Here is a 21,024-nt window from a genome sequence, read left to right as displayed (position 1 = left end):
ACGGTGGTCACCACGGCCACGACGACCGCGGCCACAGCTGCGCCGTCCGTGCGCCTCGACCGTCGTGAACAGCGGTCCGGGCACGTCTCATGATGCGGAGAGCGCAGGCTCTGCGGCGGCGGCCGGTTGACGGATCGCCGAGCTTGAGGAGTCCTGCCTCGTGGCGGTCATGAGGCCCTCGACGTGGCGCGCGCTGAGCACGCCCAGGAGGTGGCCGTTGTCGTCGACGACGGGCCAGACCCGCAGCTTGCCGACCCGCATGGCTTCGTCGGCGCGTTCCAGTGTCATGCCCGGCCGGGCGAAGGGGCCGCGCTGGTGGGTGGTGTCGCGAATGAACGTGCGCTTGGTGTACCAGGAGCGGGCCAGGAAGACGAGCAGCCGCGAGCGGGTGACCAGGCCCTCGCAGCGGCCGGCGGCGTCGCGCACGAGCAGGTAGGGCACGCGTGGGTCGTCGAAGAGGTCGTTGGCCTGGTCGATCGTGGTGTCGTCGGCGATCTGGTCCGTGTGCGGCTGCATGGCGTCGGCCACGGTGAGGCAGAAACCTGCGTGGGAGGGAGTCTGGCTGGCCACGGCGGCACCTGAGCCCGTCTCCGGGCTGCCAGTGGCTGCCCGGCGGTGTTGTGCGCCCAGGACGAGCCGGAACGTGTACCGGTACGAGGTGCCCTGGACCTCCCAAGGCTACTCCGGCCCGAGGGGCGGCCGGTCCCGGACCGCCGGATTGGACGTCGCGCGGTGGGGCGGTCCCGCGGCCGGGGTCAGCCGTGCCAGGCGGTCTGGCCGGGCCTCCGTCGCAGGAGCTCCGCCGCCGATCGGTGGTTCTCGCTGGCCGAGGCCTGGATCATCGCAGCCGACGCGGTCCGGGTGTCGGTTCCGGGCGGGACGACAAGCAGGAGGAAATGGTCCTGGAAACCCCGGGTGACGTTGATCGTGCGGTTGCCCCCGGTGAACCAACTGATCCTCACGACCAGGCCGTTGACGGTGACCGTCCGGGGAGCCGCGTCCCAGGCGGCGGTTTCGAGGCCCACCCGGACGATCCGCCCGAGGTGCGCGGTGAGTGCCGTGATCAGGTCCGGCAACTCGGCGCTGACGTGGTTCGTCCGCGGCCACCAGGCACCGTCGAACATGCCGGTGCGCAACAGCGTCGGTTCGAGCAGCAGTCTCGGGAGCAGCGGGGCGCCGAGGGCGTCCATGCGCAGCGGAGGAGGCAGCGACCAGGGAACGGGAAGAGGGAGAGGAGTCGACGCCATGGGAGGCCGCCAGTCCGGCCCGCGAGCGGGCCCGTCATGACCCAGGGCGGCACCAGCGCGGGTGCTGGTGGGAAGGCGCTTACTCGGTAGTCCCCACCCTACTCCGGTCCTGACTCCCGGTGGCCGGAACCGCACGCAGAGAAAGCGGGATGCCAGGCCTGACCTGCGCTTCGCTACGGTCGCCGGGCTCCGGTGAACCGGCTCAGCTCGCCACCGCGTTCGACGCCGCCCAAGCCGACCCGGGTGGTCTGCGGGGTGATGCCGGCCTGAACCAACAACTGAGCGACGGTGCAACGCTGCTGGGGCAGCACCAGGGTGACGACGCGGCCCGACGCGCCGGCGCGGGCGGTGCGTCCGCCGCGGTGCAGATAGTCCTTGAGGTGCGCGGGCGGGTCGACGTTGACCACCAGGCCGAGATCGTCGATGTGGAGGCCGCGGGCCGCGACGTTGGTGGCCACCAGCGCGGTGACCTGCCCGGCCCTGAACTGCTCCAGCGTGCGCGAGCGTTGGGCCTGGGACCTGCCCCCGTGCAGGGTGGCCGCGCGGATGCCTTCGCCCAGCAGCCGCTCGGCGAGCTCGTCGACCGCCTTTCGGGTCTCCACGAACAGCAGCACCCGCTCGCCGCCGGCGGCGAGCCGCGTGACGGTGGCGTGCTTGTCCGCCGCGGCGACCTCGATGACGTGGTGCTCCGCCCTGCCACTGTCGTCGGCCGAGGCGTCGACCGCGTGCGCGACCGGATCCGTCAGGTAGCGGCGCACCAGCAGATCGACGTCACCGTCCAACGTGGCAGAGAACAGCAGGTGTTGTCCGCCGGACGGCAGTTGATCGAGCAGGGCCGTGACCTGGGGCAGGAAGCCCAGGTTGGCCATCTGGTCGGCTTCGTCGAGCACGGTCACCGCGACGCGGTCGAGCCGGCAGTCGCCGCGTTCGACGAGGTCCGCCAGCCGCCCCGGGGTGGCGACGACGACCTCGGCCCCGGCGCGCAGCGCGCGGGCCTGACCGCTGATCGACCGGCCGCCGACCACGCTGACCAGTCTGAGGCCCAGTGATCGCGCATAGGGGGTGAGCGCCTCGGTCACCTGCTGGGCCAGCTCGCGGGTGGGGACCAGGATGAGTGCCTGCGGCCGCCGGGGGGTGCCACGCTGCCCCGCGGTCCTGGCCAGCAGGGCAAGCCCGAACGCCAGCGTCTTCCCTGATCCGGTGCGCCCGCACCCCAGGATGTCGTGCCCGGCAAGGGAGTTGGGGAGCGTGGCGGCCTGGATCGCAAACGGCGCGGAGACACCCTGGCGGGTCAGCTCTTTCAGCAGCGCGGCGGGCAGGCACAGATCGCCGAAGGACGTGACGACGGGCGGCGGCGTGGCCGGATCGTTCGGGCTGTGCGTACGGTCCATGAAGCGCCTCCTCGATCGAGCGGGCGTGTCGAGGGAATTCCTGGCCGTCGAGGGCAGCGCGAATCAGGACCGAACCGGGGCGACGGAAACAACGTCAAGCACGTCGGTTTCTCGCCCGCACCGGCATTCCGGCAGACGAGAAGGATGACCGAATTTCCAGATCACCCGACCGGAAAAAACATGTTCTGCCGACAGTTCATACACGTGCGATGAAATGCCGACGGCCCGGGGACCGCACCACACGGATGCGGGCCCCGGGCCGCGTCGTACGCGTCAGCGTCAGGCCGGAACGATGTTCTCCGCCTGCGGGCCCTTCGGGCCCTGGGTGACGTCGAAGGTCACCTTCTGGCCCTCCTGGAGCTCACGGAAGCCCTGGCTGGCGATGTTCGAGTAGTGGGCGAAGACGTCGGGACCGCCGCCCTCCTGCTCGATGAAGCCGAAGCCCTTTTCCGCGTTGAACCACTTGACAGTGCCGGATGCCATCTTGAATCTCCTTCAGGGGCAATACCCGGGACCCGCACCCTGCGGACCCCGTGTCACCGTGATGATTGCCCCGCCCGGAAGCACCGGAAATTCGCAAGCACACCCGCGGACCGGAGAGGACCGACAGGCGACTCGAAGTTTTGGGAACCACAACTGCAACTGATATCGACAGTAGCACGGAAAGATGCCGTACCCGCAGCATTCCCCGACGCCACGCGGGCCCGCGTGGCGCCCGGCGGGCTCATTCCGACTCCGGCATCGGCCCCGCCCGGCGCAGTCCGGCCTGTACCCTCGGCTCCATGTCGACGCCTGATGCGCTGCTCATGGAGATCGCCACCGTTGTGGAAGCGGAGCAGACCAATCAGATGCCGCTCACCGTGGTGGTCCACGGCACGGTCATCACCGGCAGGCTGGTACCCGAGAAGGTGTGGCGAAAGCACGTCGCGGAACTGCTGCAGGACTCCGAGCGCCTGGGGCCCTTCGCCGGCATCTTCATGGGACCCACCGCAGACGCGCGGGGGCGGGCCGCCGAGGCACCGTCATACCTGCACTTCCACCTGGCCCGAATCCTCCAGGGTCACGTGGGCATCCCGGAGACCGGCGGGATGTACCGGATCGCCATCGCGGACGTCAGCGCCTGGACCGCGGGGGACTTCGGCTACGTCGACCAGTAGTCCGCCCGGCACCACTCTCCCGCGGTGAACCACCCCTCCGCCGTACACCCCATCGGGCCGCACCCAGCCGCTGCCCCTAGCCAGAAGCCTCCATCCTGCGCGAACCTGTCCCAAAGGCCCACGACGGCAGGCAGCCACGCTGCACCGCCGGTGTCCTCGTCAAGGCGGCTCCCGCCGACGCGCAAGCGAGAAGGTGCCTCATCCTCCATATCCCCCGCCGTCCCGGCCTAGCTCGCATGCCGCGGCACGCCGCGAAGGCGCCTGTTCGGCACCTGCCGCTCCGCAGCCCACAGACCGAGGCACCCACGCACACGCTCAACCACACCGACCTGTTCCTGGAACCGGAAGCGGTCCGGTGACCGCCGAGGACGACGCGCAGTTCCTGGCCGAACAGCTCATCGTGGCCGAGGCCGGCGACATCGCCCACGGGTGGCGCTTCCTCACCCTGGACAACCTCGCCCCGCACAGCCGCTCCGACGCCCTTCTGTTCGAGAAGGCGCTGGACACCTTCGACCAGGCCGCCGGCGACCGTCAGCGCCGCCACCGCGGCGGTCCGCGCGGCCTGACTTTCGGTATCCGCGGCGACGACGCCGACCAGCGCATCGCCTGGCTCCACGCGCGCCTGGAGCAACTCAACCCACCCGACCCATTGGGCTTCGCCAGCTGGGACATCCGCGACGGAGCACGCTGAACCACGCAACCGCGACCGTAACAGCAACCGCGACAGCGACCGTCCAGCGGACCGCGTCCCCGGGCGACCCCCGGGCGCGGTGTGCGACAGACCACCCGCCCGGGTGGCAGCGACAGGACACCGCGACCGCGGTGCGGAGGGATGGCCCACCCGTGCACGACCCCTACAGCTCAGGCGATTTCGACATCTTCACTGCCCAGGACCGCAGAACCCGTCAACAGGCCCGCCTCCTCGTGGCCTCGCGAGCGCAGGGCGCGGAGGACTGCCGTGCACTGCTCCACGCTCTGGATCTGCTCGACTACGTCGCCGCGGGCATCACACGCCAGTGCCCCCGCTGCGGCACCCCGCACGAGCGCTGGGGCAGCAGCGCCCGCACGCGCTTCTGCTCCGATGCCTGTGCCGCCACCGGCCGGGGCGAGGCATAGGCCGAAGCATCCCCCTCCGCCCCCGTCGCTCGTTCGAGCGGCGCACTCCACCCGGATGCGATCACCCTGCGAACACCGCAGGCTGGGCGACATGAGCGAAGCAAGCCCGGAAGGTGCGGGCCATCACGCGCACGTCGTCGTCCACCCGGTCCACACCGAGCCGATGGCCGGCCCGTACCGTCCCGTGACCATCCTCGGCAGGCACGTCGGCAAGGCCCACGTGCTCGCGGACGTGGCCGAGTTCTGCCGCCTCGCCGGCCTCGAAGAACTCGACCTCGAATCCGAGGACATGGTCGAGTGGCAGGGCGGCGGACCCGACGTGTGGGCGTGAGCCGCGCGGACCACCGGACGGATGCCGGTGACGACATCCGTCGGCAGCGGCGGACCTTCGGTGACCGACGGAACGCGGATGCGGAACCTCAGGTCTGACGGCGGCGGGCGCGTACGGCGATCTGCGGCGTCAGCAGCATCTCGGGGCCGCGGTTGAGCGAGAGCACCGCGGAGAAGCTCTCGGACACCACCGGGTCGGTGTGGGCCGCGGCCAACACGCGGGCCAGGTAGTCCTGCTGCATCCTGACGAGTCGGCCCGGTGCCGGCCCGTCCGTGTTCGGATAGCGGGAGTCCTCTCCGGTGGCGATCGCCCAGGCCGCCTTCGGGCACTTCGCCACGGCCTTCTGCAGCTTCTGCGCCTCAGCGGCGACCGTGGCCGGCTCACGCGCGGCAGTCTGCGCGGCGATCACCTGGGCCTGCAGTGCCGCCACCGTCATCCCGTGCCCGTGGACCGGGTTGAACCGGCACAGCGCGTCCCCGGCCACGAGGAGGCCGCGCGGCCACCGCTTCAGGCGCTCGAAGTGCGTCCACTCGTTCGCCGTCGCCCGGTAGGCGACTGCGGCTGACAGCGGCTCCGGTCACCGTGGGACCGACCCGACCTTTCATCCTTCACTCTTCACTCGATCGAGTTATCGCAAAGCATCCGCCCCAGATCGGACGTGTACGTCCAGTATGGTCGTCGCCTGTCTGGGATACGGACGAGGTGTCAGATGCCCAGGCGCGGACCTGGTCGGGCGGAGGAGGGCAGATGATGCCGGCGACGTGTGAGGGATTCCGGAGGCCGGTGTGGGCAGCCGCACTGGCACTGCTGCTGGCATTGGCGTCCATGCTGTCACTGGGCAACGCCACCGCGGCGCGGGCGGAGTACCCGATGCCGCAGCCGGCGATGAACTGCGACAAGCCCTGGGTGATCCTCTCCGCCTACGGAACCGGCGAATACGACAAGGACAGCTCCACCGGCCAGATCTACCCGTACGGCGACGTGGGCGTCAACAACACCTACGTCAGGGCGCTCGTGAGCGCGCTGGCCGACCGGCACGTGACGTCCGACGAGCTCACCGTGCGCAATCTTCCCTACCCGGCGTCGGCGGCGAACCTGCCCTCCTGGTTCCCGTGGCACCTCGGACCCGACGACTACCCGACGTCGATGGCCGAGGGATGGCAGAAGCTGGTCGAGGCGATCCAGTTCTACTCGGCCTGCGCCAGCCGCCCCACGCTGATCCTCCTCGGCTACTCCCAGGGGGCCCAGGTCGTCAAGAACGCGATCGCGCAGTCGGTGATCGCGGGCAACCAGCGGGAGTCCGACGAGATCGGCGCGATCGTCGACGTCGGGGACGCGTCACGCTACAACGGCCAGGTCGGCCTGGCCCAGCGTGGGTACATGACCACGCTGAACCCCGACTTCTCCGTCGGCACCGCCGACGTCGACCACGGTGGACTGATGCAGCGACTGCCCGTGCCCGAGGTGTTCGCCGGATTCGTGGGCGACGGACGGTACTTCGACGTGTGCCGCACCGACGACGCCGTCTGCGACGAGTCCGCGTACCCCGGCTCCTCCAGCTGGCAGCAGAAGTGGTTGACGGACTTCGCCGACAGCGGCTTCGTCGGCGCTGACCCGCCGCACGTGTCGTACCGGGACTACGGCGACAGCGCGAGCGACAACCTCAAGGCACACGCTGTGGCGGCCGACACCGCCGGGCGCGCGGTCGCCGCCGCGATCCGCCAGCGCGACATCGTCCACCCCGGCCCCACCCCGCCACCGCCGAGCGGCACCCCCGAGCAGACGTGGGCCACGGACGTCCACGTGCGGACCGCCCCCACGACGCAGGCCGCGGTCACGGCGACCCTGCCGTCCCCCACCACGGTCTACGTCAGCTGCCAGGAGCACGCCGATCCCGTGACCTCGGGCGGGGTGACCAACGACGTCTGGTCCTACCTGCCTGCCCAACACGGGTGGCTCAGCAACATCTTCCTCAAGGGACCGGCCTGGCTACCGGGCGTGGACCAGTGCGCCGGGCCCACCCCCGGACCACCGTCAGGGCTCTACAAGTGCTCCATCGGCGGCAACCCCAACGACTGGTGCGCACACGTCACCGACATCGCCCCGGGTTCGTACCTCTCGATGCAGAACTCGCCGGACTACGACCACGGCCACAACGCGTACTACCAGGGCCACAACGGCAACCAGCTGATCACCTACTGCTGGACCACCGGGTCCGACGACGCCGACGGGACCGGCGACCACTACTGGTTCTCGGTCGACGACGGCGCCAACTTCTCCGGCTACGTCAACGACCGGTACCTGACCACCGGAACCTACGCACAGTGGAGCAAGATCATCAAGCATTGCTGACGGTCGGCCAGCAGGAAGGCCTGGTGGTTCCCGCCCGCACGCCGCCGGGCGGTAACCACCGCTCAGCTCACCAGGCGACGGGCAGTTCCTCGACGCCGTAGACGGCGGCGTCCGTGCGGAACCGCACCTGCTCGACCGGAACCGCGAGCCGCAGCCCCGGCAGCCGCCGGATCAGGGTCTCCAGCACGATCTGCAACTCCAGCCTGGCCAGCGGCTGTCCCAGGCACTGGTGCACGCCGAACCCGAAGGCGACGTGCCGCCTGGCGTCCCGCCCGACATCCAACTCGTCCGGCGACGCGAAGACGGAGCCGTCCCGGTTGGCGGTGGAGAGCATGCACACCACGCCCTCCCCGGCCTCGATCGTGGTGCCGCCGAGCTCCGCGGTCTCGACCGCGACCCGGACCGTACCGCTCTGGACGATGCTGAGGAAGCGCAGCAACTCCTCGACCGCGCCCTTGATCAGCGTCGGATCCTCACGGAGCCGGGCGAGTTGGGCCGGATCGCGCAGCAGCGCGAGCGTGGACAGGGCGGTCATGTTGGCCGTGGTCTCATGGCCGGCGATCAGCAGCAGCAGGCTCATCCCGGCCACTTCCAAGCCGGTGAGATCCCCGCGGGCGACCAGCCGGCTGATGATCCGGTCGTCCGGCTCGTGCGCTTTGCGTTCCGCCAACTCCTCAAGGTAACTGCGGAGTTCGTCGTTCGCCCGGCGCACCTGGTCGGCCGTGGTGTGGTTGTTCAGCAGGATCCGGCTGCGTTCCTGGAAGTAGTCGTGGTCCTGGTACGGCACGCCCAGCAGCCTGCAGATCACCAGCGACGGCACCGGCAGCGCGAACTCGGCGACCAGATCCGCCGGGGGGTGGTGCGCGGTCATCCCGTCGAGGAAGCCGTCGACGATCCGCTGGACCTCGGGCCGCAGCGCCTCCACGCGTTTGATGATGAAGTCGCCGGTCAGCATGCGCCGGAACCTGGCGTGCTCGGGATCGTCCATCCGGATGAAGGACGGGTTCTCCGTCGCCAACTCCCGGCGCCCGTCGCTGAGGAACGGGAAGCCGGCGTTGCGTGCGTCGGCGCTGAACCGCCTGTCGCCCATGACGGCGCGGACGTCCTCGTGCCGGGTGACGAGCCAGGCGCGGGAACCGTCCCAGAGCGAGATCGGGGTGATCGGCCGCTGCTCCAGGGCCTCCTGGTAGGCGGGCGGCGGCGCGAACGGGCAGCCGCCGCGGGCGGCCGGGAAGGTGATGGCGTCGATCGGCTCCACAGTGGTCACGAGTGGTTCTCCTTCATGGTTCCACGGTTCCGCGGCCCGGCGGCGCGGCTGGCGGGCGCCGCCCGGCTGCTCAGGGCTCCTGTACCGAGATGGCCCGGCCCGGGCAGATGCCGGCCGCCGTGCGTACGGCGGACTGCAGCTCCGCCGGGGGCCGGGGCTGGATCAGCAGGACGACCCCGTCGTCCTCGGACTGGTCGAACACCTCCGGCACGGCTGCCACACACTGCCCGGAACTGCAGCAACGGTCCGGGTCGACACTGACGCGCATGACGGGCCTCCACGTAGATGGCATGAACACCTAACTACGTCGCCAACGTAGTCCACGTCCTCCCGTAGGTGTAGTACGCAACGGCATTCGGGAACACAATGGCCGGAAGTGCTCCGTACCCGTCCCACGAGTTCCGACCGAGACCTGTCGGCGGCTTGTCGGAGATCTGTCGGCGGACGCCGCCCCTACCAGCCCCGTGTCGACGCCGTGTCGGCGGTCTGTCGGCAGGGCCTGGCAGCTTGGCGGTCATGACGCGAATCGACAAGACCCCCGAATCCGGCCGCCCGGTGGCCGTGTCCGTCCGGGGACTGGTCAAGCACTTCGGCGAGACCAGGGCACTGGACGGCGTGGACCTGGACGTGCACGAAGGCACCGTCCTCGGTGTCCTCGGCCCGAACGGCGCCGGCAAGACCACCCTCGTACGCTGCCTGTCCACCCTGACCACCCCGGACGCCGGGCAGGCCATCGTCGCCGGGTACGACGTGGTGCGGCAGCCCCGGCAGCTGCGCCGGGTGATAGGCCTGACCGGCCAGTACGCCTCGGTCGACGAGAAGCTCTCCGGCCGGGAGAACCTCTACCTCATCGGCCGGCTGCTGGACCTGTCCCGCAAGGAGGCCCGCTCCCGCGCGGACGCGTTGCTGGAGCGGTTCTCGCTCACGGACGCCGCGACCCGTCCGGCCCGCACGTACTCCGGCGGCATGCGCCGCCGCCTCGACCTGGCCGCGTCGATGATCGGCCGCCCGCACGTCCTGTACCTGGACGAGCCGACGACCGGCCTCGACCCCCGCACCCGTAACGAGGTGTGGGCCGAGGTCAGGAGCATGGTGCGGGACGGCGTGACGGTACTGCTCACCACCCAGTACATGGAGGAGGCCGAGCAGTTGGCCTCCGAGCTGACCGTCGTCGACCGCGGCAAGGTCATCGCCAGCGGTGGCATCGACGCACTCAAGGCGAAGGTCGGCGGCCGCACTCTGCGGATCCGTCCCGCCGACCCGTTGGAGCTGGACCCGCTGGCGCACGCTCTTGATCAACTGGGTCCGGGCGAACCGGCTCAGGCCGGTACCGCCGCCACCGCCCTTGTCCCCGGCGCTGTCATCGACGCCGAGTCCGGCGAGGTCCTGGTGCCGATCGTCAGCGACGAGCAGCTGACCACGGTCGTCGGCGCGGTCACCGCCCGCGGTCTCACGATCGGCTCGATCACCACCGAACTGCCCAGCCTGGACGAAGTGTTCCTGTCTCTCACCGGCCAGAAGGCGTCCGTGCCGCAGCAGACCGCGCCCGTTCTCGAGGAGGTCTCCGCATGAGCGCCGTCACCCTTTCCCCCACCGTCCCCACCATCACCATCGAGGCCGACCCGAAGATCGGCCTGCGCGGCCACCTCCGCCACACCGGTGCGCTGATCCGCCGCAACCTGCTGTGGATCAAGCAGGATCCCGAGTCGATGATGGACGCGGTGCTGATGCCCGTCATCTTCACCCTGCTCTTCGTCTACGTCTTCGGCGGCTCGATCGGCAAGGCGCTCGGCGGCGGTCAGGCGGCGTACGTCCAGTACGTGATCCCGGGCATGATCGCGATGATGAGCATGAACATCGCGCAGGCCGTCGGCACCGGGTTCAACGAGGACTTCAACAAGGGCATCATGGACCGCTTCCGGTCACTGCCTATCGGCCGTGGCTCCGTACTGGTCGCGAAGATCTCGGTGGAACTGGTCCGTCTCCTGGTCGCCATGACGGTCCAGATGATCGTCGCGCTCCTGGTCGGCTTCCAGATCAACGGCCACTGGGTCGGTCTGCTGGCGTCCGTCGGCCTGTCCGCGCTCTTCGGCTCCGCTGTCATGTGGATCTTCCTGGTCCTCGGTGTGACCATGAAGAACGCCCAGTCCGTGCAGGCGATGGGCTTCCTGGTGATGATGCCGCTGCAGTTCGGCTCGTCGATCTTCACCCCGACCACCTCGATGCCGGGCTGGCTGGAGAGCTTCACCACCTACAACCCGATGTCCGGTCTCGCGGACGCGGCGCGCGGCCTGATGACCGGCGGCCCGATCGCCCACGGGCTGACGGTGACCCTCGCCTGGACCGCCGGTCTGACCCTGGTCATGGCCCCGGTCGCCATCCGCAAGTTCACCAGGAAGAGCTGACCCGCCGCCAGGACTCGTCGGCCCGCGGGACACCGGTCCCCCGGTGCCCGTCACAGCAGGGCGGCGGCCTCCTCCACGGAGAGGCCGCCGCCCTCGGCGTAGGCGCGGTCGTAACCCGCCTCGTCGAGCAGGGCCCGCGCTTCCGCCTCGGCCGCGGTCCGCCAACGCAGTTCGGTCGCGGTCGGGACATGGCCGTCCGGGAGCGCGGCGTCGGAGGCGCCGACCAGCCGCGCGGCGCGCAGGGCGCCGTCCTCGTCGCCACGCTGGGCGAGGGCGCGGGCGGCAGTGAGCAGATACGTCGCCCGCAGGTGCGGCATGATCACGGAGATGAGCGGGTCGGCGCCGAGGTCGAGGGCCTGCGTCAACCGCTCCAGGGCCGGGTCAGGGCGCCGGTCCAGGACCTCGATCATCGCCTCCATCCCCGCGAGCACGCCATGGACGAACGGGGCCTCCCTCGACGTGACCTCCCCGCGGAGCAGGGCGAGTTGCTCACGTGCCTCGGCGATGCGACCGGTCTCGCCGAGCCGGGTGACCAGGAACATCCTGGCTGCGGGCCGCGCCTCGTTCGCGAGCCGACGGGACGGCTCCAGGGTCTCGCGCAGCATCCGCTCGCCACGCTCCCCCTCGCCCTGGTCGATGAGCACCTGACCGAGCCTGACCTGGAGGATCGTCGCCTGGGTGTGGGCGCCCATGTCCTCGGCGAGCTCGCGGGCGCTGATGTAGTCGGCAGCGGCCTCGGCGAGGTGGCCGAGCTTCTCGTGCGCCTCACCGCGCACCGACAGCCCCTCGGCGACGCCCCACTCGTCGCCGAGCCGGGTGAACAGCTCGATGGCCTCGTCCGCGTCCGTGAGCGCCTGCTGCGCCCACTCGCTGCGGTTGGCAAGGAGGTTGGCGCGGGTCTCCAGGACGAGGGCGAGTTCCCAGGTGTAGCCGAGTTCGCGGCAGGTGCGCACGGTCAGGTCGCTGAGCTCGCGCAGGAGATCCGGCTGACCGACCATCAGGACCGCGAAGTACCAGACGTTGCCGGGCGGACGGCAGGCCTGCGGCAGGTCGGCGCGGTAGGTGTCGATGATGGCGTGCAGCCGGGCCTGGCCCTCCTCGGTCTGCCACTGCTCCGCCTCCACGTCCAGGTACGCGAGCCGGAGCAGGTGGACCTGGCGTCGGGCCTCGTCGAGCAGGTCTCCGGCGAGCGGCGGCGGGGTGTCCGTGCAGCGCTGGAGGAGCGGCGGCGCGGGGCGCACCGGTCCCGCGAAGGGGTCGGGGCCGAGCGCAGAGGTGGCCTCACCCCACACGCGGGCGTCGGGACGCAGGTCGCGCATCTGCCAGAACCAGCTCAGCGACAGGACGAGGCTGATCGCCTCCTGCTCGTCGCGGGCGTCGACGGCGCGGTGCAGCGCGGTGCGCAGGTTCTCGTAGTCACGCTCGAGCCTGGCGATCGCGGCGCGTTGGCCGTGCCCGCGCAGCAACGGGTCGGTGGTGCGGGCGAGTTCGCGGTAGTAGGTGAGGTGCGCGCGCTCGGCGTCGGCACGCCGGCCGGTCTCGTCGAGCCGGTCACCCGCGTACTCGGCGACCGTCTCCAGCAGTCGGTAGCGCATGCCCCCGTCGACGCCGTCGCCCTCGTCGGGCCCGGCGACGACCAGGGACTTGTCGACCAGCGAGGCCAACGCGTCCAGCGCATCGGGCCCGCAGACCGCCTCGGCCGCCGCCAGATCGCAGCCGCCCCGGAAGACGGACAGCCAGGAGAGCACACCCCGTTCGGGCTCGTCGAGCAGGTCCCAGGACCAGTCCACCACCGCACGCAGCGTCTGCTGGCGGGGCAGAGCGGTGCGCGAACCGGAGGTGAGCAGTCGGAACCGGTCGTCGAGCCGGTCGGCGATCTGACGAGGTGTCAGTATCCGTAGTCGGGCGGCCGCGAGTTCGATGGCGAGCGGCAGCCCGTCCAGGCGGCGGCAGATCTCGGCGACGGCCTCCGGGTCCTCGTCCGGGGTGAATCCGGGGCGCACCGCCGCGCCGCGGTCACCGAAGAGCCGCAGCGCGTACGGCTCCGGGAGCGGCTCCACCGGTCGCAGCAACTCCCCCGGGACACCGAGCGGTTCGCGGCTGGTGGCGAGGACGGTCAGGCCGGGGCAGCGCGCGAGGAGCTGCTCGGCAAGCGCGGCCGCGGCGTCGATCACGTGCTCGCAGTTGTCGAGGACGATCAGCATGCGGCGGTCGGTGCAGTGCTCGACCAGCCGGGTGAGCGGGTCGTCGCCGTGCCGCTCGGAGACGGCGCGCAGTTCCTCCGCGCCGGCGCCGGAAAGGACGGTCTCGCGAGCGCCGAGGGCGCTGACCACCGCCTCCGGGACGGCGGACGGGTCCCCCACGGGAGCCAGCTCGGCGAGCCAGACGCCGTCCGGCGCGGCCGCGGTGCCGCCGAGCCCCTCGGCCGCCTCCTGCGAGAGTCGGGTCTTGCCCGCGCCACCGGGACCGATCAGGGTGACCAGTCGGGCCCCGGCCAGGTCGGCACGGATGGTGTCGATGTCGGCGCTGCGGCCGACGAAGGAGGTGAGCCGCGCGCGCAGGTTGCCCGGGGGACGGGGCGCTCCCGGCGGGGTCTGCGCTGCCCGGCCGGACGCGTTGCCGGGCCGCACTGCAGGCCCAGCAGGCCCAGCAGGCCCAGCAGGCCCAGCAGGCTCGGCGCGCTCGGCGCGCTCGGCCGGGGACAGCAACTCGGCGTGCAGCGCCCGCAGCTCGGGGCCCGGGTCGGCGCCCAGCTGGTCGGCGAGACTGCGGCGTACGTCCTCGTACCCGGCCAGTGCCTCGGCCGTGCGCCCCAAGTCCCGCAACGCGCGCAGCCGCTGTGCCTGGAACAACTCGTCCAGGGGGGACGCGTCGCACAGCGCGGCGAGCTCGGGCAGCGCCGCGTCCGCCCGGCCGAGCGTCAGCAACGCGTCGAGGCGGGCACGGCGCGCGTCCAGGTGCCTGACCTCCCAGCGCGAGGCCTCGGCCTCCCGATCGGGCAGATCGACAAGAGCGGGCCCCTGCCACAGGGCCAGTGCGTCGTCGAGCACCTCGACGGCCTTGGCCGGGTTGCCGTCGGAGAGAGCGCGGACACCGTCGGCGGCAAGGCGGTCGAACCGGAAGAGGTCGACGTCCTCGGCCGCGGCGGCGAGCCGGTAACCCCCGTCGACCGAGACGATCGCGCCGGGCCCGAGAGCCCGTCGCAGCCGCCCCACCAACGCCTGCAGTGCGCCTGGCCCGTCGGCGGGCGGGTCCGCGCCCCACACCTCGTCGACCAGCATCGCGACGGGCACGCTGCGGCCTGGCCGCAGCGCGAACACGGTGAGCAGCCCACGCAGCCGCGCTCCGCCGACCTGGACGGCCATGCCGTCGTCGCGGAGCGCCTGGGTGGTGCCGAGGATGCGGTAGCGCACGCGTCCCATCATCGCAGTGCAACGCGCCCGGCCCGCGCGCCTACTCGCCCCGGTCGCCAGCGCGAAGAGATCCTCGGGCCGCCGCCCAGGTGCAGTGGGCGGCGGCCAGGGCCGTACGGGGTGCTGCGAGTGCGGCGGTCAGGAGAAGACGACGGAGCGGACGATGAGGCGCTGGCCGCGCACCGCACCCGGGGGCATCACGTGGTAGGTGTCGCCGCTGCACCCGAAGTCCAGGAAGACCGTCGCCGTCACGTCGGTGAAGTTCTGCGGCGCGTAGGCGGGGCTGTCGAGGGCCGCTTCGGGGATGTCGATGCATTCACCGCTCGGCGGCTCGTCCAGGGAGGACGTGAGGCCGGGGCCGAACTGGTAGCGGAACTCGCCGTCGGCCGCGTGGGCGGCGGCGGGGAGGGCGAGTGTGAGCAGCAGAGCGGCGGCGGCCGAGGTGACGGCATTGCGCAGGCGCATGGGGATTCCTCGAACTGAGTGGTCACGGGGACGGCGCTCACACTAGAGCCGGTCGTCCGTGGCCAAACGATTCTTCCGATCCCGTTCGCGTGTCGGGCGATCCCCGCGGCACCAGCGCCCCGGGCAGGCGCCGATGCCGCGGGAGGGACGCGCTCCCGCACAGCCCGAGGTCCCGGCTCCCCCCTGCGCAGAAGGGAGCCGGGACCTCTCGGGGCGGAGTGCGAAGGCGTCAGCCGAGGTTGTCGGAGATGAACTTCGCGCCGTCGTAGGAGCCCCAGCCGGTCACCTCGTCGTAGCCGGTGCCGGCGCTGAACGCGCCGTTGCTACCGCTGGTGACGTCGTGGAAGTCGTTGGCGTAGTTGGAGCCGCCCGCGTCGGCGTAGATCGTGGAGTTGGCGTTGCCGAACGCGGCGTGGCCCTTCGCGGCCGCCACCTGGTCGTAGATCGCCGTGAAGGCGGCCCAGTTGGGCGCGGCGCCGCTGGTGCCGCCGACCTCCTCCCACTGGCCGCCGGTGTAGACCGCCCAGCCGGTGCTGGGGTCGGCGGCCGCGGCCACGTCCGGCACGTCGCGGTTGGTGTCGCTGGTGACGCCGGACTGGTAGCTGGGCTGGGTGAAGACGGTGGAGGTACCACCGCCGCTGCCGGACCAGGCGGTCTCCCCGCCGTACGAGCCGTCGGAGTTGGTGGAGAGGGTGGTGCCGCCGACGCCCGAGACGCTGGGGTCGCTGGCCGGGAAGTCGACCGAGGTGCCGCCGTCGCCCGCGTCGTCGGAGCCGTTGTCGCCGGAGGCCGCGTAGACCGACTGCCCCTGGGCTGCCGCCTCCTGGAGGGACTGGTCGTCGGCCGTGCGGTTCGCGGCGTCGATCTGCGACTCGGCCTGGCCCCAGCTGGAGGAGACGACCGGCACCTTGTCGCTGGCCAGCTGCGAGTAGAGCGCCTCGTCGCCGGCGGTGGAGTTGGGCGCCTCGTAGACCTTGATGGTGGCGCCGGGGGCCAGCGCCTGGATGACCTCGATGTCCAGGTCGACCTCGTCCTGGCCGGAGGTGTCGGTGGTGCCGCCGTCCACGTTCACCACGGTCGGCGCGCTGACGTTCAGGCCGTAGGTGGAGTCGTAGGTGGAAATGTCGGACTGGGAGAACGCGGAGAACTCCACCAGGCCGACGGTCACCCCGGTGCCGTTGTCACCGCTGGACTGGAGCGACGCGAGGTCGTAGGCCGCCGGGCCGCTGGTCGGGTCGAGGCCGGCCACGGGCGCGGTGGCGTTCGGCCGGACAGCGGTGTTGACGTGGTTGAAGTGGCGGTGCGCCGCGAAGTTGTCGAGCCCGGAGACGTCCACCACGTCGGCGGCGAACGCGGCGGGGATCTTCGGGGCCGTGGTGTTGGCGAAGAAGTCGCGCTTCACACCGGCGTCGTGGTATGTCGCCAGGCTGGTGCCAAAAGCCTTCTCCACCTGCTGCGCGCTGCCCGCGGCCGTGACGGAGAGGTGGTTCGCCGCGATCTGTCCGACGTGGAGGCCCTGCGACTTCAGGTAACCGGTGACCTCGTTGACGGTCGCCTGACCGGCCCCGTAGCGGGCCGCGAACTGACTGACCGTCAGATAGTGCTTGTACTGCGCCGAGTGCGGGTCGGTGACCTGCGCGAGGAAGGCCCGCAGACCGGCCTGGTCGCGCATCGCGAGGCTGACGGTGACGTTCAGGCGCGTCGACGAGGCGACGGCGCCGGTGCGGACGGAGTGGCTGATGGCGCTCACCACGTCGCCGCGCAGCGCGACCTGCGGTTGGGCCACGGCGTGGGCGGGCGTGGTGAGGGCGAGCGCGGCGATCGCCGGGAGCGGAGCGGCGAGGAGACCGAGGGTCTTGAGGCGGCGGGCAGTCACGGGACGTCCTCCATGGAGGTCGAGTCTGATCCGTGCAGGTGATCATGCACGGGTCAAGCAGTTGCCCCAACCGTAGGAACTCCCGCTCCCTCGACGTAAGGCGGGAAAACCCTCGACTGTGCGTCGCCTGACCCTTGCCTGTGAAACTCTGGTGAAGACCGCCCACTTCTGGAGCTACCGATCGACCGTCAACCCGACAGCGTCTGCGCTTGCTCGGTACGGGACGCTTGCTCGGTACGGGACGCCAGCTCGGTGCGGGATCTGACGCCGATCTTCCGGTAGACCCTGGACAGCGACGCCTCCACCGTCTTGACGCTGAGGTAGCAGTCCGCCGCGATCTCGCGGTTGGTCGCGCCGGCCGCGGCCAGTGCGGCGATCCGCTGCTCCGAGGGCGTGAGCGGGGAGGAGACTGCCGCATGCGGGGTCCGCCGACGGGCGGGCGCCGACTGGACCGCACCCTGCGTGCGTGGCTCGATCGAGGCCAACCATGCTGCGGCGCCCGCGTCCTGGAAGATCTGCAGCGCCTCGTCGGCGGCCCGCCGGGAGGCGGCGTGCCGCCGTCCGCGCCGCTCCACCTCGACGGACGCGGCCAGCGCGCGGGCCAGTTCCAGCGGCAGGCCCTCCCGTCGCAGTCGGGCGATCGAGGACTCCAACAGCGCGGTCGCCTCCGGCAGTTCACCGCGACTCAGGCAGAGCAGGGCTCCGGCGCGCTCCGTCGTGCCCAGCACCGCCTCCCGGCCCAGGCGCCGGGCGGCAGCGGACACCTCGTCGAGGAACTCCTCCGCCTCGGCCAGCGACTGCTCCGTTCCCTCGCCGACCAGGGCCTCGGCCAGATCGGCGTGCCAGCGGCCGACACCCGGGTCGACGATGCCCATCTCCCGCTCGATCGCGCGCGCCTCACGCAGGACCTCGGCGGCCTGCGCCGCCTTTCCGGCCATCAGATGCACCCGGCCCAGCACCGTCAGGTTCCACAGCCGCCAGAAGCGGTTGCCCTCCCGGGCGGCGCGGTGGGCGCCACGTTGGGCCAGTAGCCGGGCCCGGTCCAGCGAACCGCCGACCGACTCGGCGGCGGCGGTGATGTACAGCACCGGGCCCGCCGCTTCCGCCTCGCGGCCAATGGTTTCGTGACCGATGGCTTCGTGACCGTTGACCTCGTGGTCGACGACCGCGTGCCCGATGACCGCGTGGTCAGTGGGCTCGCGCCCGATCCGCTCGTGCCCGACGGTCTCGTGTCTGACGGCCTCTCGGCCGCCGGCAACGTGGAGCGCCTCCGTCCCCACCAGCTCGGCGTGGAGCTCGCGGGCGCGCCGAGCGGCCTGCAGCGCGCCCCGGCAGTCGCCGGAGTTGATGCGCACATCCGCGAGATGGATCTGAAGGCCCATCTGCTCCTCGACGCCAAGTTGCCCCCCGAGGCGGGCGAGCATCCCGAGCAGCGAACTCTCGGCCGCCGTCAGGCGGTTGGCGTGCAGGTGGAAGACGGCCTCGGTCCGCAGTGCCTCCCCCAGCACGAGCTCGTCGATGCCGCGCCCGCGCGCGTTCGCCAGCGCCCGCCGCAAGGTCGCCTCGGCCTCCGGGTCGCCGCCCAGCCGTTGCAGATACGCCAGCGTGGTCAGTGCTTCCAGCTCGGTCTCCCACAGGCCGGTCTCGACGGCAAGGCGGGCCGCCCGCCGCGCCTCCGTCTCGGCCCGGTGGATCCGTCCGGCGAGCAGGTCACGGGAGGCACTCCAGCAGCGCAACCGGGCCTCCAGGCCCGGGGAGCGGGCGGCAGCGGCGTCGCTCAGCCCGTCCCGGATCAGTCCGCCCTCGTGCTCCAGCGACTGCCCCGCACAGCGCAGCAGCACGATCCGGGCCTGCGCCCGCGTCTCCGGGCTCCGGGCCTCGGTGATCAGCAACTGCGCCTCGGTGCGGGCGACATCGCGGCGGCCCGCGTCCACGGCATAGTCGGCCGCGGCCAACTGCCGCTCGGTGCGGGCGGCCTCGGCGTCGGCGGGCGTGCGGACCACGGCGAGGGCGGCGAGTTCCGCCGCCGCCCCGGGGGCGCCGCGGCGACGGGCGGCGGCAGCGGCGACCATCAGGGTCTGTGCCACGCCCTCGTCCCGGGCCGGGTTGGCGAGCGCGAGATGCCGTGCCCGCTCCACCGGCTCGATCACCGCGTCGGCGAGCCGGGCGTGGGCGTTCCGTCGCTCGTGTCCGCTCGCCTCCGTGTAGAGGGCACTGCGCAGCAGTGGGTTGTCGAAGTGGACGTGTCCGTCCGGTCCGATGCGGATCGTCCCCAGGCGTTCCGCGGTCTCCAGATGCAGCGTCACGGACGGGCCGCCCGCCGTGGCCAGCAGCGTGAGGTCGGGGCGGGTGGCCGCGGCCACGAGTACGAGCGCCTCGCGTACCTCCTGCGGCAGCGCGTGCAGGCGGTCGAGCAGCAGGCCGCGCAGCGGGGCGCGGTCGGCGCGGTCGGCGCCGCCCAACGCCGCCGCCTCCGGGCGACCGCCCGGCGGTAGCGAGCGGAGCAACTCCAGCGCGTAGCGGGGGTTGCCCGCGGCGGTTTCGACGATCCGCTGCACGGTGCTGCTGGGCAGCGGGGCGCCGCCCGCGTGCTCCGCGAGCAGCGCGGCCGACTCGGCAGGCCCCATCGGCGGCACGGTCAGCCGCACGGCACCGTCGGGGCACAGCACGTCATGGACGAGTGCCCGACCGCAGCCGGTCGGCTCGGTGGCGATGATCCGCAGCCCCGTCCCCGCGGTGCGGCGGGCGACGAAGGAGAGGACCCGGGCGGTGGGCTCGTCCACCCACTGCGCGTCGTCCACCACCAGCCAGACCGGGCCCTCGGCGGCCAACCGGCGCAGCAGGGTGAGCACCGCGAGCGGGACCCGGGCCCCGGCCGGATCCACGTCCTCGTCCGCGCCGCGCAACAACGCCGCGCGCAGGGCGTCCCGCTGCCCGGTCGGCAGCGCCTCCAGGGTCTCGTCGGGGACCGTGTCGAACAGATCGATCAGGCACATGAAGGGCAGCGGCAGTTCGGCTTCGGCCGGCGCGCAGCGCAGCACCCGCACGCCGTTGATCCGGCCGTGCTCGACCAGCCGCTCGACCATGTGGGAGCGACCGCTGCCGGCCGCACCGAGGAGGACCAGCCCCGGTGCCTCGTGGAGTGCCCGGACGGCGCTGTCCAGGACGTCATCGCGGGTCACCGTCGCGGCGGCGGCATCGAGTTGGCGCACCAACTGGCTCCCCTCCTGCAGTGGAACAGTTCAGAGGAAGTTCAGAGCCACTGTCTACACGACAATCGGGTGTTGAGTAACCCCACGCCGTGGTTACAACCGCTCGGCGCCACCCGCGGGGGCGGGGATGGTCATCCCGGTCGGCGGGTCGATGACCGGAACCGGGCTCACACCGACCTGTTCGGCGATGCGGGTGAGCAGCATGTCCTGGGCCGCGAGGTGGGCCTGAAGGAGCGCCACCTCGTGGAGGGTCGCGTCGGCGTCCTCGTAGGTGGCCTGGGAGCGCTTGTCGGCGGCGTCGGCCTGCACGTTCTGGCCGACCATGATGACCGACAGCAGGACCAGTTGCAGGAAGGTCTGGGCCACCCAGGAGACGATGGCCGAGGCCCCGCCCTGGATCGCGGACGGCAGGCTGATCAGGTCGAAGAGGGCGAACGCGTAGGCGCACCACATGCTGCCGACAGCGCGGGTGACGATGAGCGCCACCTTGGTGTTGAAGCGGCTGACCGCGCTCCCCTGGGGATGCTGGTCCGCGGTGCGCACCGGGTGGTTGGCCCGTCGCGAGGGCATGTGCGGGTGGGGAAGGTGCTCGTACTCGGTCATGGGCTGCCTCCAGGAGCTTCGTTGGCGTCAGAGCGACCGGGCCGGCGTGCGCACGCCCCGGACGCCGCGGCTTGGCGGGCAAGGGCCGGCGGGCGCGGAACTAGGGCCTGTCGTCAAACTCCCGTCGGATCAGCCCGGCTCGTCTGGCGCGGTCAGATGCAAGGCGGAGGGTCGCCCACGTACTGGGCC

At 71.7% G+C, this 21,024-nt stretch carries 18 protein-coding genes and 1 pseudogene; 7 read left to right on the top strand and 12 right to left on the bottom strand.

All coding sequences use genetic code 11. The features are described 5' to 3' along the window. Positions 1-87: 87 nt before the first annotated feature. The 4 genes and pseudogenes from ABH940_RS24755 to ABH940_RS24740 form a co-directional block, all read right to left on the bottom strand. The gene (locus ABH940_RS24755; protein ID WP_370106195.1) at positions 88-570 is read right to left on the bottom strand and encodes a CBS domain-containing protein; all 483 of its coding nucleotides are present in this window, start codon (positions 568-570) and stop codon (positions 88-90) included. A gap of 185 nt (positions 571-755) precedes the next feature. Further along, on the bottom strand, positions 756-1,247 hold the full coding sequence (locus ABH940_RS24750) for a DUF5994 family protein (RefSeq protein ID WP_370106194.1): 492 nt from the start codon (positions 1,245-1,247) through the stop codon (positions 756-758). A 176-nt stretch (positions 1,248-1,423) separates the two neighbouring features. Beyond that, positions 1,424-2,638: pseudogene (locus ABH940_RS24745) on the bottom strand (DEAD/DEAH box helicase); the annotation flags it as partial. A gap of 279 nt (positions 2,639-2,917) precedes the next feature. After that, entirely contained in the window at positions 2,918-3,121 is a 204-nt protein-coding gene (locus tag ABH940_RS24740) for a cold-shock protein (protein WP_370070698.1), read from the bottom strand. Positions 3,122-3,420: 299 nt separating this feature from the next. Here ABH940_RS24740 and ABH940_RS24735 point away from each other — a divergent pair, with 299 nt between their 5' ends. The 4 genes from ABH940_RS24735 to ABH940_RS24720 all read left to right on the top strand — a co-directional run bounded on the left by ABH940_RS24735 (position 3,421) and on the right by ABH940_RS24720 (position 5,242). Further along, positions 3,421-3,795: a hypothetical protein gene (locus tag ABH940_RS24735; protein ID WP_370070700.1), complete on the top strand. Its 375-nt coding sequence runs from the start codon at positions 3,421-3,423 to the stop codon at positions 3,793-3,795. A gap of 355 nt (positions 3,796-4,150) precedes the next feature. Then, positions 4,151-4,486 (top strand): hypothetical protein, encoded by a 336-nt coding sequence (locus ABH940_RS24730; RefSeq protein WP_370070702.1) that lies wholly within the window; start codon positions 4,151-4,153, stop codon positions 4,484-4,486. A 152-nt stretch (positions 4,487-4,638) separates the two neighbouring features. Then, positions 4,639-4,911 (top strand): hypothetical protein, encoded by a 273-nt coding sequence (locus ABH940_RS24725; protein ID WP_370070704.1) that lies wholly within the window; start codon positions 4,639-4,641, stop codon positions 4,909-4,911. A gap of 91 nt (positions 4,912-5,002) precedes the next feature. Further along, a complete protein-coding gene (locus ABH940_RS24720; RefSeq protein WP_370070706.1) occupies positions 5,003-5,242 on the top strand; it encodes a hypothetical protein in 240 nt (79 codons plus the stop codon). 88 nt (positions 5,243-5,330) lie between these two features. Here ABH940_RS24720 and ABH940_RS24715 read toward each other — a convergent pair whose 3' ends face one another. Then, a complete protein-coding gene (locus ABH940_RS24715) occupies positions 5,331-5,726 on the bottom strand; it encodes a hypothetical protein (RefSeq protein WP_370070708.1) in 396 nt (131 codons plus the stop codon). A 299-nt stretch (positions 5,727-6,025) separates the two neighbouring features. Here ABH940_RS24715 and ABH940_RS24710 point away from each other — a divergent pair, with 299 nt between their 5' ends. Continuing rightward, positions 6,026-7,594, top strand: a complete 1,569-nt coding sequence (locus ABH940_RS24710; RefSeq protein ID WP_370106193.1) for a cutinase family protein — start codon at positions 6,026-6,028, stop codon at positions 7,592-7,594. Positions 7,595-7,661: 67 nt separating this feature from the next. Here ABH940_RS24710 and ABH940_RS24705 read toward each other — a convergent pair whose 3' ends face one another. Continuing rightward, complete coding sequence (locus tag ABH940_RS24705) at positions 7,662-8,861, bottom strand: cytochrome P450 (protein ID WP_370070712.1); 1,200 nt, start codon at positions 8,859-8,861, stop codon at positions 7,662-7,664. A 70-nt stretch (positions 8,862-8,931) separates the two neighbouring features. Beyond that, positions 8,932-9,129 (bottom strand): ferredoxin, encoded by a 198-nt coding sequence (locus ABH940_RS24700; protein WP_370070714.1) that lies wholly within the window; start codon positions 9,127-9,129, stop codon positions 8,932-8,934. Positions 9,130-9,377: 248 nt separating this feature from the next. On the opposite strand from ABH940_RS24700, the gene ABH940_RS24695 reads away from it, so the two are divergent. Together ABH940_RS24695 and ABH940_RS24690 are read left to right on the top strand one after the other, a co-directional pair. Beyond that, positions 9,378-10,433: an ATP-binding cassette domain-containing protein gene (locus ABH940_RS24695; RefSeq protein WP_370070716.1), complete on the top strand. Its 1,056-nt coding sequence runs from the start codon at positions 9,378-9,380 to the stop codon at positions 10,431-10,433. Next, positions 10,430-11,266: an ABC transporter permease gene (locus ABH940_RS24690; RefSeq protein WP_370070719.1), complete on the top strand. Its 837-nt coding sequence runs from the start codon at positions 10,430-10,432 to the stop codon at positions 11,264-11,266. The genes ABH940_RS24695 and ABH940_RS24690 overlap by 4 nt, the downstream gene beginning before the upstream one ends. A gap of 50 nt (positions 11,267-11,316) precedes the next feature. Here the strand turns inward: ABH940_RS24690 and ABH940_RS24685 are convergent, their stop codons facing one another. The 5 genes from ABH940_RS24685 to ABH940_RS24665 all read right to left on the bottom strand — a co-directional run bounded on the left by ABH940_RS24685 (position 11,317) and on the right by ABH940_RS24665 (position 20,835). Next, the gene (locus ABH940_RS24685; protein ID WP_370106192.1) at positions 11,317-14,688 is read right to left on the bottom strand and encodes a BTAD domain-containing putative transcriptional regulator; all 3,372 of its coding nucleotides are present in this window, start codon (positions 14,686-14,688) and stop codon (positions 11,317-11,319) included. A 129-nt stretch (positions 14,689-14,817) separates the two neighbouring features. Then, entirely contained in the window at positions 14,818-15,144 is a 327-nt protein-coding gene (locus ABH940_RS24680; RefSeq protein ID WP_370106191.1) for a hypothetical protein, read from the bottom strand. Positions 15,145-15,373: 229 nt separating this feature from the next. After that, positions 15,374-17,020 carry a protease pro-enzyme activation domain-containing protein gene (locus tag ABH940_RS24675; RefSeq protein WP_370070725.1) on the bottom strand — a complete coding sequence of 549 codons (1,647 nt, stop codon included), beginning with the start codon at positions 17,018-17,020 and terminating at the stop codon, positions 15,374-15,376. Positions 17,021-17,208: 188 nt separating this feature from the next. Then, positions 17,209-20,232: an AAA family ATPase gene (locus tag ABH940_RS24670; RefSeq protein WP_370106190.1), complete on the bottom strand. Its 3,024-nt coding sequence runs from the start codon at positions 20,230-20,232 to the stop codon at positions 17,209-17,211. Between the two features lie 93 nt (positions 20,233-20,325). Then, a complete protein-coding gene (locus ABH940_RS24665) occupies positions 20,326-20,835 on the bottom strand; it encodes a hypothetical protein (protein ID WP_370070729.1) in 510 nt (169 codons plus the stop codon). Positions 20,836-21,024: the final 189 nt, after the last annotated feature.

The sequence above is a fragment of the Streptacidiphilus sp. BW17 genome, from assembly GCF_041262485.1.
Classification (GTDB): Bacteria; Actinomycetota; Actinomycetes; order Streptomycetales; family Streptomycetaceae; genus Streptacidiphilus.
Note: the sequence above shows the minus strand (reverse complement) of the source record. Positions and strands in the feature narration are given on the sequence as shown.